Source organism: Sphingomonas faeni (assembly GCF_003053745.1).
Lineage (GTDB): Bacteria > Pseudomonadota > Alphaproteobacteria > Sphingomonadales > Sphingomonadaceae > Sphingomonas > Sphingomonas faeni.
In genome coordinates, this window is the sequence record NZ_QAYE01000008.1 from 243780 (window position 1) to 269666 (window position 25887).

The 25887-nt window shown below is 66.0% G+C and carries 25 protein-coding genes and 2 tRNA genes; 13 read left to right on the forward strand and 14 right to left on the reverse strand.

Features of this window, described 5'->3' with window-relative positions; all coding sequences use genetic code 11:
- Window positions 1-93: 93 nt before the first annotated feature.
- Complete coding sequence (locus tag C8J25_RS20805; RefSeq protein ID WP_167397737.1) at window positions 94-261, reverse strand: hypothetical protein; 168 nt, start codon at window positions 259-261, stop codon at window positions 94-96.
- Complete coding sequence (dxs, locus tag C8J25_RS15635; protein WP_107955314.1) at window positions 258-2180, reverse strand: 1-deoxy-D-xylulose-5-phosphate synthase; 1923 nt, start codon at window positions 2178-2180, stop codon at window positions 258-260. Before dxs ends, C8J25_RS20805 begins: the two co-directional genes overlap by 4 nt.
- A gap of 92 nt (window positions 2181-2272) precedes the next feature.
- Between dxs and C8J25_RS15640 the strand changes: the two genes are divergently transcribed.
- A complete protein-coding gene (locus tag C8J25_RS15640; RefSeq protein WP_107955315.1) occupies window positions 2273-2806 on the forward strand; it encodes a GNAT family N-acetyltransferase in 534 nt (177 codons plus the stop codon).
- Between the two features lie 164 nt (window positions 2807-2970).
- On the opposite strand, the gene C8J25_RS15645 is transcribed toward C8J25_RS15640, so the two are convergent.
- Both C8J25_RS15645 and C8J25_RS15650 read right to left on the reverse strand, forming a co-directional pair.
- A complete protein-coding gene (locus C8J25_RS15645; RefSeq protein ID WP_107955316.1) occupies window positions 2971-3438 on the reverse strand; it encodes a Fur family transcriptional regulator in 468 nt (155 codons plus the stop codon).
- A gap of 41 nt (window positions 3439-3479) precedes the next feature.
- Window positions 3480-3863: a MerC domain-containing protein gene (locus C8J25_RS15650; RefSeq protein ID WP_056047781.1), complete on the reverse strand. Its 384-nt coding sequence runs from the start codon at window positions 3861-3863 to the stop codon at window positions 3480-3482.
- Between the two features lie 274 nt (window positions 3864-4137).
- On the opposite strand from C8J25_RS15650, the gene C8J25_RS15655 reads away from it, so the two are divergent.
- The 3 genes from C8J25_RS15655 (at window position 4138) to rpsI (ending at window position 6351) form a co-directional block, all read left to right on the forward strand.
- On the forward strand, window positions 4138-5190 hold the full coding sequence (locus C8J25_RS15655) for a COX15/CtaA family protein (RefSeq protein ID WP_107955317.1): 1053 nt from the start codon (window positions 4138-4140) through the stop codon (window positions 5188-5190).
- A 124-nt stretch (window positions 5191-5314) separates the two neighbouring features.
- Window positions 5315-5794, forward strand: coding sequence for a 50S ribosomal protein L13 (gene rplM / locus C8J25_RS15660; protein ID WP_082441436.1), 480 nt, complete (start codon window positions 5315-5317; stop codon window positions 5792-5794).
- Window positions 5794-6351 carry a 30S ribosomal protein S9 gene (gene rpsI, locus C8J25_RS15665; RefSeq protein WP_082441435.1) on the forward strand — a complete coding sequence of 186 codons (558 nt, stop codon included), beginning with the start codon at window positions 5794-5796 and terminating at the stop codon, window positions 6349-6351. Before rplM ends, rpsI begins: the two co-directional genes overlap by 1 nt.
- 327 nt (window positions 6352-6678) lie before the next feature.
- Here the strand turns inward: rpsI and C8J25_RS15670 are convergent, their stop codons facing one another.
- Both C8J25_RS15670 and C8J25_RS15675 read right to left on the reverse strand, forming a co-directional pair.
- Window positions 6679-7662 (reverse strand): polysaccharide deacetylase family protein, encoded by a 984-nt coding sequence (locus C8J25_RS15670; RefSeq protein ID WP_244187148.1) that lies wholly within the window; start codon window positions 7660-7662, stop codon window positions 6679-6681.
- Entirely contained in the window at window positions 7659-9548 is a 1890-nt protein-coding gene (locus C8J25_RS15675; protein WP_244187149.1) for a sensor histidine kinase, read from the reverse strand. The genes C8J25_RS15670 and C8J25_RS15675 overlap by 4 nt, the downstream gene beginning before the upstream one ends.
- 167 nt (window positions 9549-9715) lie before the next feature.
- Between C8J25_RS15675 and C8J25_RS15680 the strand changes: the two genes are divergently transcribed.
- Entirely contained in the window at window positions 9716-10183 is a 468-nt protein-coding gene (locus tag C8J25_RS15680; protein ID WP_055880606.1) for an Lrp/AsnC family transcriptional regulator, read from the forward strand.
- 222 nt (window positions 10184-10405) lie between these two features.
- On the opposite strand, the gene C8J25_RS15685 is transcribed toward C8J25_RS15680, so the two are convergent.
- Window positions 10406-11698 (reverse strand): hypothetical protein, encoded by a 1293-nt coding sequence (locus C8J25_RS15685; protein ID WP_107955319.1) that lies wholly within the window; start codon window positions 11696-11698, stop codon window positions 10406-10408.
- Window positions 11699-11861: 163 nt separating this feature from the next.
- Between C8J25_RS15685 and yaaA the strand changes: the two genes are divergently transcribed.
- From yaaA to C8J25_RS15710, 5 genes are all read left to right on the forward strand, one after another.
- The gene (gene yaaA, locus C8J25_RS15690) at window positions 11862-12611 is read left to right on the forward strand and encodes a peroxide stress protein YaaA (RefSeq protein WP_107955320.1); all 750 of its coding nucleotides are present in this window, start codon (window positions 11862-11864) and stop codon (window positions 12609-12611) included.
- Entirely contained in the window at window positions 12608-13294 is a 687-nt protein-coding gene (locus C8J25_RS15695; protein ID WP_107955321.1) for an SDR family NAD(P)-dependent oxidoreductase, read from the forward strand. The genes yaaA and C8J25_RS15695 overlap by 4 nt, the downstream gene beginning before the upstream one ends.
- 252 nt (window positions 13295-13546) lie before the next feature.
- Complete coding sequence (locus C8J25_RS15700) at window positions 13547-13828, forward strand: hypothetical protein (protein WP_107955322.1); 282 nt, start codon at window positions 13547-13549, stop codon at window positions 13826-13828.
- A 120-nt stretch (window positions 13829-13948) separates the two neighbouring features.
- A complete protein-coding gene (gene gyrA, locus C8J25_RS15705; RefSeq protein WP_107955323.1) occupies window positions 13949-16714 on the forward strand; it encodes a DNA gyrase subunit A in 2766 nt (921 codons plus the stop codon).
- Window positions 16711-17061, forward strand: a complete 351-nt coding sequence (locus tag C8J25_RS15710; RefSeq protein WP_107955324.1) for a DUF952 domain-containing protein — start codon at window positions 16711-16713, stop codon at window positions 17059-17061. Before gyrA ends, C8J25_RS15710 begins: the two co-directional genes overlap by 4 nt.
- A 326-nt stretch (window positions 17062-17387) precedes the next feature.
- Here the strand turns inward: C8J25_RS15710 and C8J25_RS15715 are convergent, their stop codons facing one another.
- Window positions 17388-18335: an alpha/beta fold hydrolase gene (locus C8J25_RS15715; RefSeq protein ID WP_208622615.1), complete on the reverse strand. Its 948-nt coding sequence runs from the start codon at window positions 18333-18335 to the stop codon at window positions 17388-17390.
- A gap of 118 nt (window positions 18336-18453) precedes the next feature.
- Here C8J25_RS15715 and C8J25_RS15720 point away from each other — a divergent pair, with 118 nt between their 5' ends.
- A complete protein-coding gene (locus C8J25_RS15720; RefSeq protein ID WP_146173356.1) occupies window positions 18454-19383 on the forward strand; it encodes an alpha/beta hydrolase in 930 nt (309 codons plus the stop codon).
- Window positions 19384-19392: 9 nt separating this feature from the next.
- Here the strand turns inward: C8J25_RS15720 and C8J25_RS15725 are convergent.
- Both C8J25_RS15725 and C8J25_RS15730 read right to left on the reverse strand, forming a co-directional pair.
- A tRNA-Arg gene (locus tag C8J25_RS15725) sits at window positions 19393-19469 on the reverse strand.
- Window positions 19470-19519: 50 nt separating this feature from the next.
- A tRNA-Arg gene (locus C8J25_RS15730) sits at window positions 19520-19596 on the reverse strand.
- A 94-nt stretch (window positions 19597-19690) separates the two neighbouring features.
- Here C8J25_RS15730 and C8J25_RS15735 point away from each other — a divergent pair.
- On the forward strand, window positions 19691-20200 hold the full coding sequence (locus C8J25_RS15735) for a hypothetical protein (protein ID WP_107955326.1): 510 nt from the start codon (window positions 19691-19693) through the stop codon (window positions 20198-20200).
- 41 nt (window positions 20201-20241) lie between these two features.
- Here C8J25_RS15735 and C8J25_RS15740 read toward each other — a convergent pair whose 3' ends face one another.
- Genes C8J25_RS15740 through hemB form a run of 3 tightly spaced genes read right to left on the reverse strand, consistent with a single transcriptional unit; the run spans window position 20242 to window position 24003 of the window.
- Window positions 20242-22482, reverse strand: a complete 2241-nt coding sequence (locus C8J25_RS15740; RefSeq protein WP_244187150.1) for a fused MFS/spermidine synthase — start codon at window positions 22480-22482, stop codon at window positions 20242-20244.
- Window positions 22475-23014, reverse strand: a complete 540-nt coding sequence (locus C8J25_RS15745; protein WP_107955327.1) for a GNAT family N-acetyltransferase — start codon at window positions 23012-23014, stop codon at window positions 22475-22477. The genes C8J25_RS15740 and C8J25_RS15745 overlap by 8 nt, the downstream gene beginning before the upstream one ends.
- Window positions 23011-24003: a porphobilinogen synthase gene (gene hemB / locus C8J25_RS15750; protein WP_107955328.1), complete on the reverse strand. Its 993-nt coding sequence runs from the start codon at window positions 24001-24003 to the stop codon at window positions 23011-23013. Before hemB ends, C8J25_RS15745 begins: the two co-directional genes overlap by 4 nt.
- Window positions 24004-24094: 91 nt before the next feature.
- Here hemB and C8J25_RS15755 point away from each other — a divergent pair, with 91 nt between their 5' ends.
- Window positions 24095-24979, forward strand: coding sequence for a diacylglycerol/lipid kinase family protein (locus C8J25_RS15755; RefSeq protein WP_107955329.1), 885 nt, complete (start codon window positions 24095-24097; stop codon window positions 24977-24979).
- A gap of 225 nt (window positions 24980-25204) precedes the next feature.
- Here the strand turns inward: C8J25_RS15755 and C8J25_RS15760 are convergent, their stop codons facing one another.
- Window positions 25205-25825, reverse strand: a complete 621-nt coding sequence (locus C8J25_RS15760; RefSeq protein ID WP_107955377.1) for a peptidylprolyl isomerase — start codon at window positions 25823-25825, stop codon at window positions 25205-25207.
- Window positions 25826-25887 lie beyond the last annotated feature (62 nt).

The window sequence follows — 25887 nt, forward strand, 5'->3', positions numbered from 1 at the left end:
GGGAACGTTGCTAACTAAGCGCGATCCCCCGTTGCCGCGACCTCTCCAACTGGGCCCCGGCCTTCGCCGAGGTGGTGTGTTGGGGTTGGCCGCTCACGAAATTCGAGTACCGTCCTCATCGAACAACTCAGGGTTCGCCGCCTGCTCGGCTTTCGCCGCAGCCAAACCACCCCGCATCCGCCGCCACATCGCAATATTCAACGACACCACCACGATCACCGCGAGCGCAATGATCACGAGACCTTTGGTCGGCCCGGTCATGCGCGCGCTTCGGCGACCCCGCCCGAATTGTGGCGGAGCGCCTTGAGCACGGTATCCACCAGCGCAGTCGCGTCGAGCCCGGCCTCGGCATACTGGATCTCGGGCTTGTCCTGGTCCTGGTACACGTCGGGCAAACGCAGCGTACGGAGCTTGAGCCCACCGTCGATCAAACCCTCGTCCGACGCCATCGTCAGCACGTGCGCGCCGAAGCCGCCGACCGAGTTCTCCTCGATCGTCACCGCGACTTCGTGCGTCGTGAGCAGTTTCCGAATCAGGTCGACGTCGAGCGGCTTGGCGAAGCGCAGATCCGCGACCGTCGTGCTCAGCCCCTTGGCTTCGAGAACCTCGGCGGCCTTGAGCGCTTCCTCGAGACGCGTGCCGAGCGACAGGATCGCGATCTTCTTGCCTTCACGCACGACGCGCCCCTTGCCGATCTCCAGCAATTCCGGGGTCTCGGGCAGCGCCACGCCGGTGCCGTTGCCGCGCGGATACCGCACCGCGATCGGGCCGGTGTCATACTGCGCCGCGGTGTGCGTCATGTGGACGAGCTCGGCCTCGTCCGCCGCCGCCATCACGACGAAGTTCGGCAGCGTCGCGAGGTACGTGACGTCGAACGACCCGGCATGCGTCGCCCCATCCGCACCGACCAGCCCAGCGCGGTCGATCGCGAACCGGACCGGCAGGTTCTGGATCGCGACGTCGTGGACGACCTGATCGTACGCGCGCTGGAGGAACGTCGAATAGATCGCGCAGAACGGCCGCATCCCCTGCGCGGCAAGGCCGGCGGCAAAGGTGACGCCGTGCTGTTCGGCGATGCCTACGTCGAAGAACCGGTCGGGATACGCCTTGGCGAACGCATCGAGCCCGGTGCCCGATGGCATCGCTGCGGTGATCGCGCAGATCCGCGGGTCCTTGGCGGCCTCGGCGACGAGCTGCGCGCCGAACACGTTCTGGTATTGCGGCGGCCCCGGCGGCGCCTTGGTCTGGACGCCGGAGATCACGTCGAACTTCTGGACGCCGTGATATTTGTCCGCGGCGGCCTCGGCGGGGGCGTAGCCCTTGCCCTTCTTGGTGACGACGTGGACGAGGATCGGGCCCTCCTCGGCATCGCGGACATTCTCGAGCACCGGGATCAGATGGTCGAGGTTATGGCCGTCGATCGGGCCGACATAATAAAAGCCGAGCTCCTCGAACAGCGTGCCGCCCATCGTCATGCCGCGCGCGAACTCGTCGGTCTTGCGCATCCCGCTGGCAATCGGCCGTGGCAGCCGCTTAGCGAGTTTCCGAGCGAGATCGCGGAAGCCGAGGAACTCGCGGCTCGACACGATACGGCTCAGATAGGCGGACAGACCGCCGACCGGGGGCGCGATCGACATGTCGTTGTCGTTGAGGATCACGACCAGGCGGTTGCCCGCCTGCGCGGCGTTGTTCATCGCCTCGTACGCCATGCCCGCAGACATCGCGCCGTCGCCGATCACCGCGATGCCCTTGCCGGGGGTGCCTGCAATCTTGTTGGCGATCGCAAAGCCGAGCGCCGCCGAGATCGACGTCGAGGAATGCGCCGCGCCGAACGGATCGTATTCGCTCTCGCTGCGCTTGGTGAAACCGCTGAGCCCCCCGCCCTGGCGCAGCGTGCGGATGCGATCACGGCGTCCGGTGAGGATCTTGTGCGGATAGCATTGGTGGCCAACGTCCCAGACGAGGCGGTCGCGCGGGGTATCGAAGACATAGTGAATCGCGGTGGTCAGCTCGACCACGCCGAGCCCCGAGCCGAGATGCCCGCCGGTGGTGCCGACCGCGGAAATCGTCTCGGTACGCAGTTCGTCGGCGAGTTGGCGGAGCTGGTCCGGGCGCAGCTTGCGGAGGTCGTCGGGCGTCGAAACGGTGTCGAGCAGCGGTGTCAAGGGAAGGTCGGCCATCGGACGGGCTTAATGCAGCGCGCGTATCGTGTCGATTGTTACCGTGTCCTGGGCTAGCATTCGCACTGGAATCGCTCGGAAAGTGCACAATTATGAACTTTACGCACCGTGTTGCCGTGGCTGCAGATATTCCGGCGATCTCGGCGCTGATGGCCCACGCGATCGGCGCGTTGCAGGGGGACTTCCTGACGCCAGCGCAGGTCGAGGCGAGCCGCGCGGTGATGGGGCTCGATACGCAACTGATCGCGGACAGGACGTATCTGTTGGTCGAGGCGGAGGACGGGCGACTGGCCGGATGTGGCGGGTGGAGCCGGCGCGCGACGCTGTATGGGGGCGATCACAGCACGGCGTTGCGCGATGCGGCATTGCTCGATCCGGCGCGCGACGCGGCACGGATCCGCGCGATGTACACCGATCCGGATTTTACGCGGCGGGGTGTCGGGCGGCTGGTGTTATCGGTCTGCGAAACTGCCGCGCGAGAGGCCGGGTTTGCGCGGGCGGAGATGATGGCGACGCTGGCCGGAGAGCCGCTGTACCGGGCGTGCGGGTATCTGCCGATCGAGCGGATCGAGACGCCGGGGGACGTGCCGGTGCCGATGATCCGGATGGGGAAGGATTTGGGGTAGAACCGTGCCAATAACACAACGGTCTCCCCTCCCTGGAAGGGAGGGGCCGGGGGTGGGTCGGCTTCCGTATCAAACGGCACTAGCCAAAACGAACCAACCCACCCCTACCCCTCCCTTCCAGGGAGGGACGGCTGATCACGAAGGTAAGCGTGCGGGGTAAGCTTCTACTTCGCCTCGCACTCCGCACAGCGACCGCGGACTTCGATCACCGGGCGGACCGGGGAGAAGCCCGCAGCCTCCGCTGCGCTGCGGACGCCCTTGGTGATCGTGTCGTTATCGAGATGCGTGGTCTGGCCGCACGAGTCGCAGACCAGGAAGATGCAGTCGTGCAGGCAATCGGGATGCGCGTTGGCGACATAGGCGTTCGCGCTCTCGACTCGCCGGGCGAGGTTGGCGCCAACGAACAGATCGAGGATACGGTACACACTGTTCGCCGCGACCCGGCGACCTTCGGCCTTCGAGACGGCCTCGGCGATATCGTACGCCGATGCCGGCTTCTCGAAGCTGGCGAGGGCTGCGAACACGCTGGCGCGCATCGTCGTCCATTGCTCGCCGGCCTTTTCGAGCGTCGTCTGTGCTGCGACGGTGAGATCGGCGCCCTGCGGTTCGGTGTGGTTGTGAGCGTGCGCCATGCTGGGTGAAGTAGGATGCCGGGAGGGTTCCAGCAACCCGCTCAGCTTTCAGCGCGACGGTTGAGATCGTGACCGAAAGCGAGCAGGCCGACGCCGACGATCGTCCACAACGTCTCGCCGCCACCGCTGTCATGCGGCAGCGTCATCGCGCCCGCCATGATGCCGAGCCCAAGCGCGCCCATCGCAGCGGGCATCATATAGCCGTGGTTCAGCACGCCGCGGCCGAGCGCGAGCGCGCCGAGGCCGATCGCGATCGTCAGGCCGACTTCGTGAAAAATCGGGTCGAGCAGGAACCCGCCTGCGGTCGACATCAGCGCGACCAGCACGGAGGTCGCCAGGCAATGCACCATGCACAGGCCCGACAGCCCGATCGCATAGCGATCGAGTCCGGCAAAGCGGTGGGTATGCGTGGCCGAGGGCGTCATCGTTCGTCGGATATAGACGCCTCGTTGACAGGATACAACATTACATTGTCAATTTTGGCGGCAAGTTACGCCAGATTCTGAAGGGTTCACTCCCTCCTCCTTGTTCTCCTGCGAAGGCGGGAGCCCAGACTGGGCTCCCGCCTTCGCAGGAGAACAAGGAAGTAGCATGCGACGGTAGCGAGTCCGGCTTCTACCCAACCGCCCCCAGCAACATGAAGCAACGGCGCACCACGAACCGATGGCGCCCCGCCCCGCAAACCACTATCTCATCCCCATGCTTCAACCCAGCGCCGCCTTTCTCACCAAAGCCCGTCCTCGTTCCGTCGCCTTGTGGCTGTTCACGGTCGCCGGCCTGATCGTCGCGATGGTCGTCATCGGCGGGATCACGCGGCTGACCGAGTCGGGGCTGTCGATCACGCAGTGGAAGCCGATCAGCGGGATCATTCCGCCGCTCAACGACGCGCAGTGGCAGGCCGAGTTCGACGCCTACAAGCGCATCCCCGAATACGCCGCGTTCAACGCCGACATGACGGTCGGCGGGTTCAAGGCGATTTTCTTCTGGGAATATCTGCACCGGCTATGGGGCCGCGTGATCGGGCTCGTGTTCGCATTGCCGCTGATCTGGTTCGCGGTGCGCAAGCGAATCCCGGTCGGCTATGGCTGGCGGCTGTCGGCGCTGCTCGCACTCGGCGCGTTCCAGGGCGCGATCGGCTGGTGGATGGTCGCCTCGGGCCTATCGGTGCGCACCGATGTTAGCCACATCCGACTCGCCGTCCACCTGTTGACCGCGCTGACGATCCTCGCCGGGATCGTGTGGACCGCACTCGACTTGATGGCGCTGCACCGCAATCCGCTCGCCGCCCCTGCCCGCCTCGCGCCGGTCGCGATCCTCGCGTTGGCGCTGCTGTTCGTGCAGCTCGTCTATGGTGCGTTCACTGCCGGGCTCGATGCCGGCTATGCCTTTGCGAGCTGGCCGCTGATGGGTGACGGGCTGTTCCCGGCCGACGTGCCGATGGTGAACCCCGCCTGGAGCAACGCGGTCGACAACCCTATCGTCGTGCAGTTCATCCACCGCTGGTTCGCGTTCGCCGCCGCCGCCGGCCTCATCTGGCTCGCGATCAAGGCGACCAAGACCGGCAGCAGCGCGGGGTTCTTCGTCGTCGGGCTGGTCACACTCCAGATCATGCTTGGCATCGCGACGCTGATGACCGGCGTCCAGATCGACGTCGCGGTCGCGCACCAAGGCAACGCCGCACTCCTCCTGATCGCCGCGGTGTTCGCCGCCCATGCTGTCGGCACGGCGCCCCGTATCAAGCAGCGGGTATAATAATACCCGTCAGGAAACCGGCGGAAAGCTTGACTTGAAGCCCCCCTTTCAGCATTAGGTCGGCATTCGCGCTGCGGGGCCTCCCCTTGGTGCGCTTGCATTCAATCTGGAAGGTCTAACGCCCATGAAGGCGCTCATGAAGACCACCAAGTCGGCAAAGCCGGCAGAGGTGGACAAGCAGTGGCATATCGTCGACGCGGAAGGTCTCGTCGTCGGCCGTGCCGCATCGATCATCGCCAACGTCCTGCGCGGCAAGCACAAGGTGTCGTTCACCCCGCATGTCGATTGCGGTGACAACGTCGTCGTGATCAACGCCGACAAGATCCGCTTCACCGGCAACAAGGCCGCGAAGAAGATCTATTACAAGCACACCGGTTACGCTGGCGGCATCAAGGGCATCACTGCCGCCAAGGTCCTCGACGGCCGCTTCCCGGAGCGCGTTCTCGAAAAGGCTGTCGAGCGCATGATCCCGCGCGGCCCGCTGGGTCGTGAGCAGATGCGCAACCTGCGTATTTTCAAGGGCACCGAGCATCCGCACGAGGCACAGAACCCTGCCGTGCTCGACATCGGCAGCATGAACCGCAAGAACAAGGTGGGCGCATAATGTCCGACAACCGCCAGTCGCTCGCCGATCTCGCGAGCCTGACCAACCAGCCCGCGCCGGCTGCCCCCGCCGAGCAGGCTCTGCCGACCAGCGAAGGCGATATCGCAGCGCCGGTCTCGAACGAGCCCGTCCGCGAGCCGATGCCGCTGCGCGAGCAGATCCTCGACAAGCAGGGCCGCGCCTATGCGACCGGCCGTCGCAAGGATGCCGTCGCGCGCGTCTGGGTCAAGCCCGGCACCGGCAAGATCACGATCAACGGTCGTGACCAGGAAGTGTATTTCGCACGTCCGACTCTGCGTCTCGTCATCAACCAGGTGTTCGGGATCACCGAGCGCGAAGGTCAGTACGACGTCGTCTGCACCGTCAAGGGTGGTGGCCTTTCGGGCCAGGCCGGCGCGGTCAAGCATGGCATCAGCCAGGCGCTGACCCGCTTCGAGCCGGTGCTGCGCGCCTCGGTGAAGGCAGCAGGCTTCCTGACCCGCGACAGCCGCGTCGTCGAGCGCAAGAAGTACGGCAAGGCGAAGGCCCGTCGTAGCTTCCAGTTCTCGAAGCGCTAATCTCGCTTTCAGTATCTGCGTATCAGAAGGGCGGTCCGGCAACGGGCCGCCTTTTCTGGTTTTGGGTGCAGCTATGACGTCAGGGTGAGAGCTGCAACGAAGCCCAAACCCCAACGATCCCCCCTCCCTGAAAGGGAGGGGGGATCGTTGGGGTTGGCGCGCAGCGTGGCTATTGCAGATGCCACGGCGGTCGAACTTATCGAACGTTGATGTTCCCGCCAGATACTAAAGCGAGGCAATGCCGCAGCGGCGCGGCCGTTTCTTGTTCTCCCGCGAAGGCGGGAGCCCAGTCTGGGTCCCCGCCTTCGCGGGGAAACAATCGACGCCTTACCCCAACGCCGCGATGATTTCTTCAAGCGAGGCGTTGCGGATCTCACGCCGCTCGAACTCGTCGAGCATCGCGGTCCACCATGCATGAAATCGCTTCAGATCCGCCGCGTCGCGAACGTAAGGCGTGTGACCCGGGACCAGGGACGGCGAGTGGAAGGACAGGTTGAGCAACCGCAGCCCTTCGCCAGCCGCCACCGCGACGGCCTCCAAAGCGTCGGCGATCGGCATGTCCTCGGGCGTCAGCGCGATCCGGGACAGCAGGTGCGCGCGCGCGAAGAGGCCCCTGCCCTTCGGAACTCGCCCGAGCGCCCGGTACAGCTGCGCGCCGCCCCGTCGCGCACCGCCCGTGAAGACCGTTGTCAGCGGCAACTCGACGATCCCCTCTGCGCGATACGCGCCGGCGTCGGCTTGCGAGAAGTCAGGGCCTCCGTCGGCACTGTAATCATAGCCGGGACGAACCGAGCTATCGATCCGGTAACCGAGCCTAGCGAGCAGCGCGAAACTGTTAGGACCAATACCGTAGCGGCCGGCGCGATAGGCGCGCGGGGCTCGGCCGAACGCGGTCGTTATGGCCCGGGTCAGCGTTTCGAGCTTGGCGGCTTCCGATGCGCGCGGCAGGTTGCCGGCGTAACTCGATCCCGGCGGCGCGCTGTCCGGGAACGGCGGATTGACCCAGGCGTGAAGCTGCGTGCCGATCTCCGACCGTCCATCTTCGAGGACACGTCCGAGTATCGCCACGGCCGTTGGATCCGTGGCGACCGGATAGTCGACCATGCAGGACAGCGCGACGCCTCGTTCGGCAAACCGGCGATGCGCCTCTGGAAAGGCCGCCATCGCCGTCGTCGCGCGATTGCGGCGGTCCAGCGGGGCGTTCCAGTCGAATTCCTCTTCGACGTCCGCGAAGACGGTGAAGCGCGTGCCGAATTTCTCGGGCCATACCACGCGTTGTGCGTCGGTCGGGCGCGGGGGGCGATACGTCACCGCTGTTCGTCGGCGGTCCGCTCCGCATCGACAGTATCGGCAGCCGGAAGCTGAAGCGTCAGGCGGTCGGCGCCGATCGTCAGCACGCCGCCCAGTTCGACCGCGAGGTTCTGTGCCAGCCGCAACGCGAACCCGGTCCCGAGCAAGGGCGCACCATCGCCGTCGCTCTCGTGTTCGGCATCGATGCTCAGCAGGACATCGGTGGCGTGTGCGGCGAGCGCGGCGGGTCGACCGAATTCGATCGTCACGGTGTCAGAAACCGGCCGGACGACCACGCCAAGCTGCTCGCCCTTCCGCCCGGCCGAAACCAGCGCGGCGAGCAACCGGCCGATCAACCGCTCGACCGCACGGTCGTCGCCGAGAATGTCGCAGTCGCCCGCCGGCATCGCCACGCCCAGGCTCGTACCACGCAGCGTCGCGAGCGGCTGGAGATCCCGCACGACCCGGTCGAGCAACGCACGAACCGGCACCGTCGTCGGGCGCAGGTCGAGCGCACGCCCTTCGATCCGCGCGGCAGTGTCGAGATCGTCGATCGCCGCGAGCAGGTCGCCCGCCTGCGTGCGAATCGTGGTCGCACGGTCGCGGTAGGTCGGCGAGACCGGACCGAGCAACTGCGTCTCGATCAGCTCCGCGAACCCGGCGATCGCATTTGTAGGCGTGCGCAGTTCGTGAACGAGCTGGCGGAGCGAGTCGGACACCGGCGACGAGACGCGAACCGGCTCGGCCGTCTCGTCGCGACGAGGGCGACGCCCCGTTCCGCGGAAGCCGATGAAGCGACCCGACGCATGTTCGAACGCGGGCACGCCCGACAGCCGCCACGATCCGAACGCATCGGACAGGCCGCCTACTTCGAGCCGCGCATCGCTGAACCGGGAGCGTCGACGGAACGCACCTGCTGCGACTCCGTCGAGATGCGCCTCGCCCTGTTGTGCGGCATAGGCGAGCGACACGCCGACCAGTGCAGAGCGCGCGACGCCGTCGACCATGCGGATGATCCCTTGCGCATCGGTCTCGAAGCGGAAGCCCTCGACATCGGCCGCCGCGGGCGCTGGCGGCGCGGCGTCGACCGTGCGGTCGCGATTGAACGCCTCGATACGCGCGACGAGGTCGGAAATCTCGAACCGGTCGGCCGGCGCTGGTCCAGCCGGCTCGACCACGGTCGGCTCGGTCTCGGCTAGCTTGGCGTGGCGAAACGCCTCGGCGACGAACGGCAGCCCGCGTGCGACCGCGCCGAGCGCCATGAACGGGGTTTCGCTCAGCGGCGCGGCGTAGAGGGACAGCTCGGGAATGTCGGCAGGAGCCGGTTCGGGAAGCTTCGCGACCGGTTCATCGCGAACAGGCGCCTGTTCGATCGGGACCAACTTGGGCGCGATGGGCTCGGGCACAACCGGTTCCGCCTCGGCCATCTCGATCTCGATTGGCGCTTCGGGTTGCGGCAACACGAAGTCGGTCGGACCGAAGCTCTGCAACCCGCGCTGGACCTCAGCGGGCAGATCACGACGATGACGCAGGACGGATCGGCTCGGCGGTGTCAGTCGCGGGAGAAGCGCGAGCCAGTCGTCCGGCTCCAGCGTCGCCGTCCGCAACACCGGTGCGGCGATCGCCAGCACATCTTCCGCGAAGAACCCGACGAGCCGCGCATCGGGCTTGGCAAACGCCAGCGCCCGCGCACTCGCGGCACGGACCTCGATGGGCACCGCCTGCCGCAACAGCCGCAACCGTGCGATCGCCGGCTCGTCGACCACCGCACGACCACGTCCCATCAGGTCGACCAACTGCCGCCACGCCGATTGCGCACCGAAATCGGTGGCCATATCGGCGGCAAGGATCGTCTTCAGGCTATCGTCGAACCGCACATCGTTCCCCGGCTTCAGCGGGCGTAGCACGCTCTCCGTACCGATTCCTTAACGCGCGCGGCGATGCGAAGGAACAACCCATTTTGGTAGGCAAAGGCCTTCGTCGCATTGTGGGACAATTGCGTTTCGCCGCAACAATCTTATCGCTATGAGGAATGAATCGCTTGGTTTGCGATGCCCATCAGGAGTTGCGTGAAATGAGTTTTGACCGGATCGATCGGCAGATCCTGTCGCTGTTGCAGGCCGACGGTCGGATGACCAATGTCGACCTGGCCGACCAGGTGGGGCTCACTGCGCCGCCGTGCCTCCGCCGCGTCCGCGCACTCGAGGAAGCGGGTGCCATTCGCGGCTATCACGCCGATCTCGATGCCAGCCGCCTGGGCTTCCCGATCACCGTGTTCGCGATGGTGTCGCTGCGCAGCCAAGCCGAGCACGACCTCGCCGCGTTCGAGCATCACATCGCCGACATTCCTGAAATTCGCGAATGCCACATGCTCAACGGCGAGATCGACTTCATCCTGAAGATCGTTGCTGCCGACTTGAAGAGTTTCCAGGAAATCCTGACGACGCATCTGACGCCGGCGCCGAATGTGGCAAGCGTGAAGACGTCGCTGACGATCCGGACGGCGAAGGCGTTGTCGGGAATCCCGGTGGTGGTCGACTAGTCTTCTGACTTTCTCGCCTTCGCCCCTCCCTGGAAGGGAGGGGTTGGGGGTGGGTCGGGTTCCGCTTGGTTCGGACCTTCGTAACACGAGCAGGCCAACCCACCCCCTGCCCCTCCCTTCCAGGGAGGGGAGTTCAGACGCCGTGATTGGCTAGCCATACCCGCAATGAAAACGGGGCCGCATTGCTGCGGCCCCGTTTCTCCATTCCAAAGACGCCTTAGTTTACGCAGCCGGTGCGCCCAGCCAGGTCGTCCACAGACCGGCAACGTCGGCCTTGGGCGAAGCCTTGACCGCCGAGAACGCCGTCGCGGCACCCGCCTTGTCACCCGACCGCGCGAGCGCGATGCCCATATGCAGATTGACGTCGTCGGCATCGACGCCGCCCTTGGTCAGCGCCAGGCGATACAGCTCGATCGACTTGGCATAGTTGTTCTGGCCGAGATAGGCATCGGCCGTACCCGCGGCGAGCTTGCCGTTGGGCGCGGCCGCAGCGCGCTTCTCGAGACCCGACAACGGACCATCGTTGGCGATGTTCTTGCTCGCGTCCGCCAGCAGGCCCTTGGCCATCGTGTTCGACGCCGGGATCTTGCCCGCGGCGAGACCTTCCTTGATCACCGCCTGTGCTTCGCTCGGCAAGCCGCGACGGTTCACGCTGTCGGCATACTGGAGATAGTCGGTCTGATCGGCGAGCGAATTGGTCGCACGCATCAGGCGGAACACGTCGACCTTCTGTGCCTCGTCGAGCGGGATCAGCGCGTTTGCCTGGATACCCGACAGGATCAGCACGTCACGCCAGTTCTTTGCCGACGGGTATGCCGTGATCCACTTTTTCAGCCACGCCATCGTGTCGGCGTTGCGCTTGGCGGCGTAGGACTTGGCGATCGCGTACCGGTAATATTCCTCCGGCGCCTTCTGGCCCGATGCCGTCATCTGCGCGATGCTGGCCTCCAGATCGGCGGTCGCACCGGCGACGTCGCCGCTGTCCATCTTCGCCTTGATGACCTGCAGCGGCAGGTTCGGATCGGTGTAGCCGAGCTCCTTCGCCTTGGCGAAATACTGGAGCGCGATCGGGTATTGCTTGCCATTGAACGCGAGTGCACCGCGGCGATAGGCATAGCGACCACGATCGGCAGCCGGCGTCGCCGGGTTGGCGATCAGCGCGTCGAGCGGCTTTGCCAGCGTCGTCTCGTTCATCGGGGCGTTCGGGTTGGCGGTCTGCGCGGCAACCAGCTTCTCATTCTCGAGCTGATAGCGGAGCGCGGCGCCGATATACTTCTCGTAATCGGTCTTGGCGGCGGCATCGACCTGGTCGATCGCGGTCTGCGCGCCGGCGTAATCCTTGGCGGTCAGCGCGGTCTGCGCTGCGATGCCGGGCTTCTGTACTTCGGGGCTCAGCTTCATGGCCGGTGCCTCTTCGGCCTTCTTGTCCTTGGCGAACGCAGGCGCCGACAGCGCGAGGCCGCTCGTGCCGGTGGCAAACGCCGCAATCAGTGCAAGCTTGGAAATGGTCTTCATGCGGAAACTCTCCCTCTGCGTCGGCCCGCTTACGTAAGTGGCGCGCCGCGACGCTATATGGTCCGTGGTGCATACGTTCAAGCAAGCGGTCCGGATCCCCTGCCTGCAAATTAGCGGGTGAACGTCGATTGAACGCGCTCCCCGCCGCCGCTAGATCGCGACGATGATCGCTGTCCTATCGCCCGCCAAGACGCTCGATTACGAGAGCGCGCTCCCCAAGCTCGACCCGACCACGCCGCGCTTCGGCGACGAGGCAAAGACGCTGGCGCATGCCGCCGCACACCTGACGCAGAAGAAGCTGTCGGAACTGATGCATATCTCGCCGGCACTGGCGAAGCTGAACGCGGACCGGTTCCGCGATTTCGACACGCTGCCCGAGCGGCCGGCGATGTTCGCGTTTGCCGGCGACGTCTATACCGGGCTGGAGGCAAAGACGCTCGACGAGGCGGCGGTCGATTACGCGCAGGATCACGTGCGGATGCTGTCGGGGCTGTACGGCCTGTTGCGACCGCTTGACCTGATGCGGCCCTACCGGCTCGAGATGGGCACGCGATGGGCACCGCGGAAGACCAAGCTGACCGACTGGTGGGGGGGCCGGATCGCCAAACTGCTCGCCGACGATGTTGAGGCGGAGGGGTCGGGGACGATCCTCAACCTCGCGAGCCAGGAATATTGGGCGGCAGCAGACGGCAAGCTGCCCAAGTCGATCCGCGTCGTCGCGATCGATTTCCGCGAGGGCGAGGCGCAGAAGTTCGTCAGCTTCCACGCGAAGAAGGCCCGCGGCATGGTCGCGCGGTGGCTGGTCGAGCACCGCGTCGACACGATCGAGGGGATCAAGGGGTTCGACAGCGATGGCTATGCCTATGACGCGGCGGGCAGCAGCGACGCGCAGTTCCGGTTCGTGCGCAAGTGAGCAGCGCGGTCGTCATCGGTGTGTCGGGTGGGATCGGCAAGGCGCTGGAGGAGGCGCTGATCGAGGAAGGGGCGTTCGACAAGGTCTATGGGTTCGCGCGGTCGGAGAGCGGCGATCGGCATCTCGACCTGGAGGACGAGGCGAGCATTGCGGCGGCGGCCGGGCGCGTGGCGTCGCCGACACTGGTGATCGTCGCGACGGGCCTGCTCCACCATGGCGACAAGGGGCCCGAGAAGGCGATGCGTGAGCTTGATCCGGTGTGGATGGCGCGCAACTTCGCGATCAACGCGATCGGCCCGGCGCTGGTGGCGAAGTACTTTTTGCCGACGATGCCCAAAGCGGGGCGGATCGTGTTCGCTGTGCTCTCGGCGCGCGTGGGGAGCATCGGCGATAACAAGCTCGGCGGCTGGTATGGCTATCGCGCCTCGAAGGCGGCGCTGAACCAACTGGTTAAGACGATCTCGATCGAGGACAAGCGGCGGAATTCGAGCGGGATCGTCGTGGGCCTGCATCCCGGCACGGTCGACACCGGTTTGTCGAAGCCGTTCCAGGGCAACGTCACCCCCGGCAACCTGTTCAAGCCGGACCGCGCGGCGATACAGTTGCTCGACGTCATCGACGGCCTGCGTGCGCCGGACAGCGGCAAGCTCTTTGCGTGGGACGGCGTCGAGGTCACGCCGTAACGGACTACAATCCTCCCCCGCCAGGGGGAGGTGGCTGGCGCTTGCCAGACGGAGGGGGCGGAACGCGAAACGTCTGTTCCGTGTCCTCCCCCTCCGTCGCCTTCGGCGCCACCTCCCCCTGGCGGGGGAGGATCGTCGACGTCCGTAACCCGATCCATGACGCGGATTTCACCTGCCTGCCACACTCCGTTCAGGTCCTCCGGCGCAGTCTCTCTACATCGTCCACCAAGGCCGAAACGAGAGGATACCCGCATGAAGAAGTCCCTCCCCCTCGCGATCCTCGCTGCCGCTACGCTGCTGTCCGGCACCGCAGCAGTCGCCGCGACCCAGGCGCAAACGACCGTCAAGCCGAAGACCGTCGCGACGCACACCACCACGACCAAGACCACCACGCCGATGGGCAACACCAAGGTCGCCAAGCGCACCACCACGGTCAAGAAGGGCCGAATGGTCACCACCAAACTCGCGAACGGCAAGTCCGTCACCTACAATTGCTCGCTCGCCGGCAACAAGACCAAGACCGCCTGCAAATAACCCGTAATTAACGATGAAACCTTGCTCCCTCGCGTGCGTACGCGTGCGCGGGGGTAGTAAGGTGCCCCCCCCTCGGCTAAGGTGTGTCACAACACCGCAACAAGCCGAAAGCGTTCAGATTTGACCGACGAGACCATACTCGCCGAACCCCAGGGCGGCGAGCCCGCCGGCATCGCCACGATCTCGATCGTCGACGAGATGAAGTCGAGCTACCTCGACTATGCGATGAGCGTCATCGTCGCGCGCGCGCTGCCCGACGTTCGCGACGGCCTGAAGCCCGTCCACCGCCGCATCCTGTACGGCGCGCACGAAAGCGGCTTCGTCGCCGGCAAGCCGTACCGCAAGTCCGCGCGCATTGTCGGTGACGTGATGGGTAAATACCATCCGCACGGCGACAGCTCGATCTACGACGCGTTGGCCCGCATGACGCAGGACTGGTCGATGCGCGTGCCGCTGATCGACGGCCAGGGCAATTTCGGCTCGATGGATCCCGATCCACCCGCGGCGATGCGCTACACCGAGGCCCGCCTCGGCAAGGTGGCGAACGCGCTGCTCGGCGATCTCGACAAGGATACCGTCGACTTCACGCCGAACTATGACGGCTCCGAGCGCGAGCCTTCGGTGCTCCCGGCGCGCTTCCCCAACCTGCTGGTCAACGGCGCGGGCGGCATCGCGGTCGGCATGGCGACCAACATCCCGCCGCACAATCTCGGCGAAGTCATCGCCGCGTGCCTTGCCTACATGGACAATGGCGCGATCACGACGGAAGAGCTGTTCGAGATCGTCCCCGGTCCCGACTTCCCGACCGGCGCGATCATCCTCGGCCGCGCGGGTGCAAAGTCCGCCTACGAGACCGGCCGCGGTTCGATCATCGTCCGCTCGCGCCATATCGTCGAGGAGGGCAAGGGCGACCGCCGCTCGATCGTCCTCACCGAGATCCCGTTCCAGACCGGCAAGAACGGCCTGGTCGAGAAGATCGCCGAAGCCGCCAAGGACAAGCGGATCGAAGGCGTCAGCGACATCCGCGACGAATCGAGCCGCATGGGCGTCCGCATCGTCATCGACCTGAAGCGCGACGCCACCGTCGACGTGGTGCTCAACCAGCTCTGGCGGCACACGCCGGCGCAGTCGAGCTTCCCCGCCAACATGCTCGCGATCCGCGGCGGCCGTCCCGAACTGCTCAACCTGCGCGACATCATCGGCGCGTTCATCACCTTCCGCGAGCAGGTCATCACCCGCCGCTCGAAGTTCGAACTCGCCAAGGCACGCGAGCGCGCGCATCTGTTGCTCGGCCTAGTCATCGCGGTCACCAACCTCGACGAGGTCGTCAAGATCATCCGCGGCTCGTCGAGCCCCGCCGAAGCGCGCGGCAAGCTGCTCGCCCGCGAATGGCCGGTCGAGGAGATCGCGCCGTACATCGCACTGGTCGAGGCAGTCGAGGACAAGCAGCCCGACGGCATCTACAAGCTGTCCGAACCACAGGTCCGCGCGATCCTTGATCTCCGCCTGCACCGCCTCACCTTGCTCGGCCGCGACGAGATCGGCGACGAGCTGAAGGCGCTCGCCGCGACGATCGGCGAGCTGCTCCACATCCTCGGCGACCGTGCGAAGCTGTACGAAGTGATGCGCGGCGAGCTGATCGCGATCCGCGACGAGTTCGCCACCCCGCGCCGTTCCGAGATCGCCGCCGCCGCCAACGGCATCGACGACGAGGATTTGATCGAGCGCGAGGACATGGTCGTCACCGTGACCATGCAGGGCTATATCAAGCGCACCAGCCTCGACACGTTCCGCGCCCAGGCCCGCGGCGGCAAGGGTCGCGCGGGCATGTCGACGAAGGACGAGGACGTCGTCACCGAGCTGTTCGTCACCTCGACGCATACCCCGGTGCTGTTCTTCTCGAACCTCGGCAAGGTCTATCGCTACAAGGTCTGGCGCCTGCCCGAGGGTGGCCCCGCCACGCGCGGCCGGCCGATGATCAACCTGCTGCCACTGGCGCCGGGCGAGACGATCTCGACCGTGCTCCCGCTGCCGGAGGATCTCAGCGAGTGGAGCCGCCTGCACGTGATGTTCGCGACGCAGCGCGGGCTTGTCCGCCGCAACGCGATGGACGCGTTCACCAACGTACCGTCGAACGGCAAGATCGCGATGCGCTTCGAGGAAGGGTCGGAGGACAAGCTGATTGGCGTCGCCTTGCTCAGCGAGCATGACGACGTGCTGCTCGCGACCAAGCTCGGCAAGGCGATCCGCTTTGCCGGCGACGACGTCCGCGAGTTCCAGAGCCGGACGTCGACCGGCGTCCGCGGCGTCACGCTCAAGGGCGACGACGAGGTCATCTCGCTGTCGGTCCTCCACCGTGTCGGCGCTACCCCTGAAGAGCGCGAGACGTACCTCAAGTTCGCACCGTGGAAGGGTGAGCGCGAGGGCGATCACGGCATGGGCGCCGACCGCTACAACGATCTCAAGGACCGCGAGCAGTTCATCCTGACGGTCTGCGAGAACGGCTATGGCAAGCTGTCGAGCGCCTATGACTATCGCCGCACCGGTCGCGGTGGCCAGGGCATCACGAACATCGACAACATCGCGCGCAACGGCCCCGTCGTGGCGAGCTTTGCCGCGGCGAAGGGCCATCAGTTGATGCTGGTGACCAACCAGGCGAAACTGATCCGCACGACGCTCGCGTCGCTCCGCGTCATCAGCCGCAACTCGGCCGGCGTGAAGCTGTTCGACGTGGCGAAGGGCGAGCATGTCGTCTCCGCCGCACGGATCGAGGAAACCGAGGAAGACGCCGAGATCAACCTGGCGGATGCCGTGCCAGAGGTCGCTCCGGATACCGGCGCGACGATCGGCGAGGACGACGCCGCTGGTCCGGAGGACGGCGAATGAGCCGCGATCCGATCGCGTACAAGGTGCTGACGGGGGAGCAGCTGGCGACCCTGGAAAGCGGGAGCTTTGCGGGCGCGCCGGTGGATGTAGCCGATGGCTATATCCACCTCTCGACCGCCGAGCAGCTGACGGAGACGGTGGACAAGCACTTCGCTGGCCAGTCGGACCTGCACGTCGCGGCGATCGATCTCGAAGCGCTCGGCGACGACGTGAAGTGGGAAGAGTCGCGCGGGGGGCAGTTGTTCCCGCACATTTATGGCGGCCCGCTTCTGCTCGAGGTCGTACTGTCCTACGGCGCCCTGGAACGCGACGAAGCCGGCAAGGTGCAGCTCCCCGTCGCGGGCTAACCGGCACTCAAACGCAAGCTTGTTCTCCCGCGAAGGCGGGAGCCCAGACCGGGCTCCCGCCTTCGCGGGAGAACAAGGAGCGGGGGGTACCGCTCGAGTACGGCATATCGGCGCTGATTATCGGTGCCGTATCAGATGGCGCGGGAGCATCTCGTTCCACCGCCGAAGCCTCAGTTACGCACGCCGTCCTCCACAAAAGCACCACCCCGGCGAAGGCCGGGGCCCAATTGGGGAAGCTAGCTAACGAAGCGCATCCCTCCGTTACGCCGACCTTTCCAATTGGGCCCCGGCCTTCGCCGGGGTGGACAAACTACTGGGTTCAACCCTCACCCAGCCGCAAACGCAGCCCGAACAAACCGCGCACAAGCCTCAGGCGCAGTAATCGGGATCATGTGCCCGCCCTCGATCGTGTCGATCTTCGCGCCCGGAATCACCGCCGCAGTCCGGTGCCCATTCCAAGCCGGATCAAGAATAGCGTCCTGCCGCCCGAACAATATCCGCACCGGCAAACCGATCTCCGCATACCGCCCAACCATAGCCGTCACATCGTCGTTCGCCCCGGCCAAATCCGCCGCCGCCGCCGCGATCGCGATCGGCCGTGCCGACAGCGCACCACCGCCCCGCGTTATGAAATCCTCCGGCACAGCCTCGGGTGCAAACACGCCTTCCAGCGTCTTCTTCGCGGTCAACCGGCTGAGCGGCGTCCCCAACACCTGCGCGAACGCCAGACGCGCACCCGACGGAATACGTGCCAACCCGCGGAAGCTCTCGGGCACCTGCTCCAACGGCTGCGTCAGCGGCGCGATCAACGCCAGCGCGCGAACCAGATGCGGATGGTCGAGCCCGACCGCGAGGCTGAGCGCACCGCCCAGCGAATGCCCCACCAGCAACGGCCGATCGAGCCCGAGCTTCTGGATGAAGTCGGCGATGATCGCACCCTGCCCGATGATCCCCGGCATCGCCCCCGTCGCAGTCGAATAGCCCGACCCCGGCCGATCGACGACGATCACGCGGTAGTCGTCCTTCAGCAGGTCGACGAGCGCATAGCTGAAGTTGCGCAACTGCCCGGCGAGCCCATGAACCATGACGATCGCTGGCCCGCTGCCGACGTCGATATAATGCAGTCGAGCGCCCGCGACGTCGAGAAAACGCCCTTCCGCCGGCACTAGGTCCTCGGCATGCCGCGCGACGCGGCTCGAGTAGAGCGACAGCCCGATCCCCGATACCGCCGCCAGCAGCGCCCCGCCGATCAATCCCTTGCCCGTCCGCTTCATAGCCATCTCCTTCAAATCCTTAGTGCGCTGAACGCCCGGCCTTGTCCAAAGTCGCAGCCGCCCGCGCAGGGAACCCGTCGTGGTCACCAAACGTCCGACCCACGAAGGAGATGCGCCGGTGGATCCACAGGCTCGAACGATACTCGACACGATAAAGACACTCGCCCCGGACGCCGATCCGCACGCCGAGGACGCGCGGTGGCTGGCCGACTTCCGCTATCAGACGGCGCTGTTGAAGACCTTCTCCGGCGATCCGGAACCGGTTCACGCGATTACGCACCTCATGCTTCCGTCCGAGTCCGGCTCGCTGACCGTCCGGCTCTATCGCCCGAAACCCGGCCCATTGCCGCTCCTGCTGCACATCCACGGCGGCGGCGCGATCGCCGGGTCGATAGACGGCCACGATCCGGTATTGCGCGCGCTGGCGAACCGAACCGGCTGGCTGGTCGCAGCGCCCGCCTATCGCTTGGCGCCCGAACATCGCTTCCCCGCGCAACTCGACGATAGCTGGACGGCGCTTCTCGGCCTCGTCGCACAAGCAGACGCGCTGGATATCGACCGATCGCGCATCGTGATATCCGGGGACAGCATAGGCGGTACGCTCGCAACGGCGCTCGCCTCCCGCGCAGCGTCCGAAGGCGGACCAGCCCTATGTGGCCAAATCCTGCTCTACCCCAACACCGACCTGCGCCGCGATGCCGCCTACCCATCGCGACAAAGCCAAGACGGCAACATCATCGACGCGCAGTCGCTGGAACGGCAGATCGACCTGTACCTAGCCTCGGACGCAGAACGCACCAATCCGCGCGCGTCGCCCATCCTGGCAGACGACCTCGCCGCCCTGCCCCCGGCCCTGCTCGTAACCTGCGAGAACGACCCGCTACGCGACGAGGGCGAAGCCTATGGCCAGCGCCTGCGCGATGCGGGCGTTACCGTCGACCACGACCGGTTCGACGGAATGATCCACGCCTTCCTGCAAATGGGCGGCAGACTGGACGCGACCGACCGGCTGCTCGATCGCATCGCCCGCTGGCTCGACGCCCGATGATAGGAAAAATGGTGCACCCAGAGCGATTCGAACGCCCGACCCTCAGATTCGTAGTCTGATGCTCTATCCAGCTGAGCTATGGGTGCATCGCCGTCCCGTGACCGGTTCGACAAGCCCGCCGTAAAGCGGAAAATCCTGGTGCACCCAGAGCGATTCGAACGCCCGACCCTCAGATTCGTAGTCTGATGCTCTATCCAGCTGAGCTATGGGTGCACTGGAGGGGCGCTGATAGCAGGCATTTTCGGGGGCGCAAGGGCGTAGCGCGATAAAGTTGTGTCGCGCGACGCGGACGCATAGAGCGGCGGGCATGAAACTCGCCGCTCCGCTCCGCTCGCTGTCGCTACTCGCCCTGCTCGCGGCGTCCGCGTGCAGCAAGGATACCACCGCTTATCCGTCGCTCGGCCTGCGCCCGGTCGAGAAGCTCGGATTCGCCGAGCCCGAGGTGAAGACCGCCGTGGCCGCGCCCGATCCGGCGCTCGACGCGGAGATCCGGACGATATCGGGCAAGCTCGATACGATCGCCACCGGCTTCACGCGCGACGCGGCCAAGGCGGAGGCCCTCGCACGGACCGCACGCGGCGGCGCAGTCGGCAGCGACGCGTGGCTCGCCGCGCAGACCGCACTTGCCGGACTCGACGACTGGCGCGCGCAATCCTCCGCGCTGGTAACCGACATCGAGCAACGCGCCACCGACCGCGCCGCCAAGCTGCAAGCGGACTATCCGGCGCTGGCCGCGATCCGCGACAAGGCACAGGCGGAAAACGATCGCCAAGGCGCCACGATCACCCGCATCCAGGCAAGCCTCCCAGCCGCTTGATCCGCTGCTGATCCTCGCCCGTTAGGGGGAGGATCAGAAGGTTAGAACCCCTTCAGCAACGGCAGGATCGTCGAATAATCGTCGGTCCACGCGGTGAAGCCCTTGCGCGGCATGAGCGGTGCCCACGCGGGATCACCCGACTGCAACGCGGCAATCGCACGCGGATCGCGCGACAACGCCACCCAGTCCGACGCCGACGCGCGATCGACCAGCAGGCTCGACGGACGGTATTTCAGCTCGACCGCAGTCCATCCGCCCTCGCGCGCCGCCGCCGCGATCACGGGTTCCAGATCGATGAACCGGTTCGAGATATGAGCCAGCAACAGGCCGCGCGTTGACAGCACCCGACCATAGGTCGCGAACGCCTCGCGCGTCATCAGGTGCATCGGCACCGAGTCCGAAGAGAACGCGTCGAGCGCGAGCAGGTCGAGACTGTCCGCCGCATCATGCGACAACGCGATCCGCGCATCGCCCATCCGGATCTCGGACTTAGGCAGGCACCGCGACAAATAAGTGAACTGCCCGGTATCGCGCGCGATCCGCACCACCGCCGGGTCGATCTCGTAGAACCGCCAGCGCTGCCCCGGTCTGGCGTAGCAGGAGAGCGTCCCCGTCCCCAGCCCGACCACACCGATCCGCGCCTGCGGGCCGTACAAGGCAGGCGCGGCTTGCATCGCCTGCCCGACGCCCGATCCTGCCGCGTAATAGGTCGTCGGCGTCCGCTCGCGCTCAGGCGATCCGCGCAACTGGATGCCGTGCACCGTCGTCCCATGATCGAGTTCACGTGTGCCGCCGTTCGGCCCCGGCTCGTCTCGCACGGTATAGACGCCAAAATAACTCCGAACCCGCGCGCCCGGATCGAGCGAGAACTCGAGCGACCGATACCCGCCGAACAGCACCAGCGCCCCCGCCAGCACGACCATGTACGCCCGCCGCGCGCCGATCGCGACGAATCCGATCGCCGCTATCACCAGGAACACGAGGCCCTGCCGCCCCTCGCCGAACACGCCATCGGGATTGCCGATCCGCAACCCGGTAAGGATGACCAACGCCACGACGATCGCGAGCAGCGCGACGTGTTTCGCTGGCCCCTTGCCCATCCACAGCGCGCGGAACCGTCCGAACAGATAGATTTGCGGCACCAACGCACCCGCCGCGAGGATCAGCAGCGGATACTCATACGTCCAGTCGAACACCACAGGCGCCACCAGCGCAGCGAATACGCCACCAAGCGCACCACCCGCCGACATCGCAAGATAGAAGCCGGTTAGTCGATCCGGCGCCGGCCGCTTGCGATACAGAGCAGTGTGCAGCGCGACCGAGATCATGAACAGCAGCACCAGCGCGATCCCCGCGCTGAAGAACGGCCGCTCGTTGACCCCGCCCATGATGATCCCGCCGAACAGCAGAATCGTTATCGGCGCAATCCGCGTCAGCAGGTCGGCGAGCCAGCGATCGTTCGCAAACGCCACGCTGAAGCTCAGCAGGTACAGCCCGAGCGGGATCACCCACAGCAACGGCATCGCGACGATATCGGTAGTGATATAGGTCGAGGTCGCCAGCATCATTCCCGACGGCACGAGCGCCAGCGCGATCCAATGCGCGATCCGCCGCGCGCCCGGCGGCGCGCTGGTTGCGGCGACATGATCGACTGCCGCGGTCTTGGGCAAGCGCGTGGCGCAGGCGAGCACCAGCACGATCAGCAGCAGATACCCACCGCTCCACAACAGGCTCTGGCCGTGCACCGCCATCAGTGGCTCGACCAGCAGCGGATACGCGATCAGCCCCGCGAAACTGCCGAGGTTCGACGCGGCATACAGCGCATAGGGATCACCGCCGCCACTCGCCGCACTGAACCAACGCTGGATCAGCGGCGCCTGCGCGGAGACCGCGAAGAACAACGGCCCGATCGACAGCCCGAGCAACCACGGCACCCAAAGCGCGGGCAGCGCGTCCGCCGGAAGGTCCATCGCGATCAACCCGATCGGCAACCACAACGCCGCAACGATCAGCACGCCAAGGTGGATCGCCGCCTGCGCCCGCGGCCGCACCCGGCCGAGCCAATGCGCGTACGCATAGCCAGCCAGCAACAACGCCTGGTACACCAGCATCGCCGAGTTCCACACCGCCGGCGCGCCACCCAGCCGCGGCAACGCCATTCGGGCGACCATCGGCTGGACGAGGAACAACAGGAACGAGCCCGTCAGGATCGTCGCGACGAACATCGTCCGGCACCAGCGCGCCATCAGCGGCTGGTCTTCGATCGATACGGTCTCAGACATAAGCGGGGCGGTCGATCCGGTAGAGAACATGGCGACGAAGCGGGTCGTCTTCGGCAAGCTTCGGGTGATCGAAATCGCCATCGACCACGCGGGTCATCCCGAGCCGTTCCATGAGAGCGCGGCTGGCCGTGTTTGCCGGGACGGTGATCGCCCAGACCGTCGGAAGTTTCAGCTCGTGCCAGCCCCAGGCGAGGGAAGCCTCCGCTGCTTCCCGGGCATATCCCTGCCCCCACTCGGTCCGGACAAGACTCCAGCCGATCTCGGGTTTCCCGTCGATCGGCGTACCGACCGGACCCGGCTTGATCCCGCACCACCCGATGAATGCGCCGGTATCCCGTCGTTCCAGCGCCCAGAAGCACGCGCCATAGTCGGCGAACATCGCCTGCTGGCGTGCCACCACCGCGGCGGACTCGGCCAGCGTCGGCGCTGGCCCGAGATACGCCATCACCGCCGGGTCGGCGCACATCGCATGATGCAAGGCGGCATCGTCGTCCCGCCAGCCGCGCAAGATCAGCCGTTCGGTCTGGATCATCCGCCGAGCAATTTCGCCGCGTGCGCCGCGTGGTAGGTCAGCACACCCGAGCAACCGGCGCGCTTGAACGACATCAGCGTCTCCAGCACCATCACGTCGCGCTCCGCCGCACCCGCTGCGACGGCGTGCTCGATCATCGCGTATTCGCCCGACACCTGGTACGCGAATACCGGCACCTCGAACGCCTGGCGGACGCGGACGATGATGTCGAGATACGGCAAGCCGGGCTTGACCATCACCGTGTCTGCGCCCTCCGCCAGGTCCATCGCAACCTCGCGCAGCGCTTCCTCGGCGTTGGCGTTGTCCATCTGGTACGTCTTCTTGTCGCCCTTCAGCAGACCGCGCGAGCCGACCGCATCGCGGAACGGACCGTAGAACGCGCTCGCGTACTTGGCGGCGTAGGACATGATCTGGACGTTGTGATGCGCGTCCGCCTCGAGCGCGCTGCGGATCATGCCGATCCGACCGTCCATCATGTCCGACGGCGCGATGATGTCCGCACCCGCATTCGCCTGGTTGAGCGCTTGCGCGACGAGCATCTCGGCGGTCGTGTCGTTGACGACATAGCCAGCCGCGTCGACCAGACCGTCATGGCCGTGGCTCGTATACGGATCGAGCGCGACGTCGGTCAGCACGCCGACCTCGGGCACGGCATCCTTCAGCGCACGGATCGCCTGGCACATGAGGTTGTCGGGGTTCAGCGCCTCGCGGCCATCCTCGGTTCGGCGCTCGACCTGCGTGTACGGGAACAGCGCGATGCAAGGGATGCCAAGGTCACGCGCCTCGCGACCGCGCGCGACGATTCCGTCGACCGACCAGCGCGAGACGCCCGGCAGGCTGACGATCGGTTGCTCGACACCCTCACCTTCGGCAACGAACAGCGGCCAGATCAGGTCGGCGGGCGTCAGCACGGTCTCGGCATGGAGGCGGCGGCTCCAGGCGGAGGCGCGGGTGCGACGGAGGCGAAGCGCGGGATAGCTTGCGGTCATGCGGCGGGCTTTGCGGGATGCGCGGCGACGGATCAAGTTTTACGCAAAAGTGTTACGGCTGCGAAACCGCATGCCGTGCGTTGGGGGCCTTATGTCGAACGATACGATCACGTCCGCCGCGCTCGTCGTCAACGCCAAGTCGCGCAAAGGCCAGAAGCTGTTCAAGCGCGCGTGTGCGGCGATGTCGGGGCTGCCCTATGAGGTCGACGCGCATGCGGTCGAGGATCCGAAGGACCTCGAAGCGACCGTATTGAGGGCGCTGGCGAAGAAGCCGGACTTGCTGATCCTTGGCGGCGGCGACGGCACGGTCAGCGGGCTGGTCGATCTGATGGTGGGCCATGACGTGATCCTCGGCGTCCTACCGCTCGGCACCGCCAACAGTTTCGCACGCACGCTCGGCATTCCGCTGAATATCGAAGGCGCGGTCGAGGTGATCCGTACCGGCAAGCCGCGCCGGATCGATCTCGGCATGATCGACGGCGATTATTTCGCGAACTGCGCGGCGATGGGCATCAGCCCGAAGATCGCCGAGACGGTCCCGCATGCCTTGAAGAAGATCTTCGGCAAGGTCGGCTATCTGGCCTGGGCGACGTATCAATACATGCGCTTCCGCCCGTTCACGCTGATCGTCGGCGAGGGTCCGACCGCGGTGAAGATCCGCGTGGTCGAGGTACGGATATCCAACGGGCCGTATCACGGCGGTACCGAACTGGTCGACGCGGCGGCGGTCGATTCTGGCGAGATCGTGGTGCAGGCGGTAATGGGCCACGTGAAGCGGCGGCTGGTGCAGAACTGGTATGCCAGCGTGTTCCGGCTTGAGTCGCGGCATGAGAAGGTGCGCGATTTCCGGGGCAAGAGCCTGAAGATCAACACGATCCCGCCGCTGCCGATCTCGATCGATGGGGAGGTGCTGGCGAAGACACCGGTGACGGCGAAGGTCGCCGCGGGGATCATCCGTGTTATGGCGCCGGCCTGAGGCGAAGGCCAGCCCCCTTGTTCTCCCGCGAAGGCGGGAGCCCAGTCTGGGTCCCCGCCTTCGCGGGGAAACAACAGTGGGTCACGAGAGCCCGCCTCACGAGCCACCACCCCGGCGCAGGCCGGGGCCCAATTGGAAAGGTCGGAGTAACTGATCGCAGTCCTACGTTAGCAACGTTCCCCAATTGGGCCCCGGCCTCCGCCGGGGTGGAATTGAGTGGTGGCGTTACTTCACCCGCCGCACCGTCAAAATCTTAACCGGCGCAGCGATCATCTGCCCCTTCATCACCCCAACCCCAGCAGTCGGCGACGTCGGCGCAGCAAGAATCCGCTTCACCACATCCATCCCCTCCACCACATGCCCGAATGCTGCGAACCCAGCCGTATCCCCACTCCCCGCCGGATTAGCATCGAGCGACAACACCGGCCCGACGGTAATGAAGAAGTCCGCCGTCGCGCTCCCCGGCGCAAACCTAGCCATCGAGATCGTCGCATCGACATGCGACAGCCCGGTCTGGCTGGTCGGCTCATGTTTCACTGGCGGCAACAGCCGTTTCACCTCGCCCTGCGGCCCGCCCTGGATCAACCCGGCATCCGCCCCGAGCTTCATCGCGCGGTAGAACGTCACCCCATCGAGCCGCTTCTGGTCGACATAGCGCAGGAAGTTCGCGGTCGTCAGCGGCGCGCGCTCCTTCTCCAGCGCCAGCGTGATCGGCCCCTCGCTCGTCGTCATCACGATTGAGACCGTCGCCGGAGCAGCGGACGGCGGCGCAACCGGAGCCTCCTGCGCCGAGACGGAAACGGCGCCGAGAACGGCAAGAGCGAGCGTTACGAATCTGGAAATCATCCGCCACGCTACCGCGTCCTCCACTCGCTGTCAGCGGCCCCGCGACACGATATTGCGCGCCG

Bases quoted from the DNA above. Each gene is read 5' to 3' on its own strand.
- C8J25_RS20805 (WP_167397737.1), bottom strand. From the start codon at position 261: ATGACCGGGCCGACCAAAGGTCTCGTGATCATTGCGCTCGCGGTGATC.
- dxs (WP_107955314.1), bottom strand. From the start codon at position 2,180: ATGGCCGACCTTCCCTTGACACCGCTGCTCGACACCGTTTCGACGCCC.
- C8J25_RS15640 (WP_107955315.1), top strand. From the start codon at position 2,273: ATGAACTTTACGCACCGTGTTGCCGTGGCTGCAGATATTCCGGCGATC.
- C8J25_RS15645 (WP_107955316.1), bottom strand. From the start codon at position 3,438: ATGGCGCACGCTCACAACCACACCGAACCGCAGGGCGCCGATCTCACC.
- C8J25_RS15650 (WP_056047781.1), bottom strand. From the start codon at position 3,863: ATGACGCCCTCGGCCACGCATACCCACCGCTTTGCCGGACTCGATCGC.
- C8J25_RS15655 (WP_107955317.1), top strand. From the start codon at position 4,138: ATGCTTCAACCCAGCGCCGCCTTTCTCACCAAAGCCCGTCCTCGTTCC.
- rplM (WP_082441436.1), top strand. From the start codon at position 5,315: ATGAAGGCGCTCATGAAGACCACCAAGTCGGCAAAGCCGGCAGAGGTG.
- rpsI (WP_082441435.1), top strand. From the start codon at position 5,794: ATGTCCGACAACCGCCAGTCGCTCGCCGATCTCGCGAGCCTGACCAAC.
- C8J25_RS15680 (WP_055880606.1), top strand. From the start codon at position 9,716: ATGAGTTTTGACCGGATCGATCGGCAGATCCTGTCGCTGTTGCAGGCC.
- C8J25_RS15685 (WP_107955319.1), bottom strand. From the start codon at position 11,698: ATGAAGACCATTTCCAAGCTTGCACTGATTGCGGCGTTTGCCACCGGC.
- yaaA (WP_107955320.1), top strand. From the start codon at position 11,862: ATGATCGCTGTCCTATCGCCCGCCAAGACGCTCGATTACGAGAGCGCG.
- C8J25_RS15700 (WP_107955322.1), top strand. From the start codon at position 13,547: ATGAAGAAGTCCCTCCCCCTCGCGATCCTCGCTGCCGCTACGCTGCTG.
- C8J25_RS15710 (WP_107955324.1), top strand. From the start codon at position 16,711: ATGAGCCGCGATCCGATCGCGTACAAGGTGCTGACGGGGGAGCAGCTG.
- C8J25_RS15715 (WP_208622615.1), bottom strand. From the start codon at position 18,335: ATGAAGCGGACGGGCAAGGGATTGATCGGCGGGGCGCTGCTGGCGGCG.
- C8J25_RS15735 (WP_107955326.1), top strand. From the start codon at position 19,691: ATGAAACTCGCCGCTCCGCTCCGCTCGCTGTCGCTACTCGCCCTGCTC.
- C8J25_RS15740 (WP_244187150.1), bottom strand. From the start codon at position 22,482: ATGTCTGAGACCGTATCGATCGAAGACCAGCCGCTGATGGCGCGCTGG.
- C8J25_RS15745 (WP_107955327.1), bottom strand. From the start codon at position 23,014: ATGATCCAGACCGAACGGCTGATCTTGCGCGGCTGGCGGGACGACGAT.
- hemB (WP_107955328.1), bottom strand. From the start codon at position 24,003: ATGACCGCAAGCTATCCCGCGCTTCGCCTCCGTCGCACCCGCGCCTCC.
- C8J25_RS15755 (WP_107955329.1), top strand. From the start codon at position 24,095: ATGTCGAACGATACGATCACGTCCGCCGCGCTCGTCGTCAACGCCAAG.
- C8J25_RS15760 (WP_107955377.1), bottom strand. From the start codon at position 25,825: ATGATTTCCAGATTCGTAACGCTCGCTCTTGCCGTTCTCGGCGCCGTT.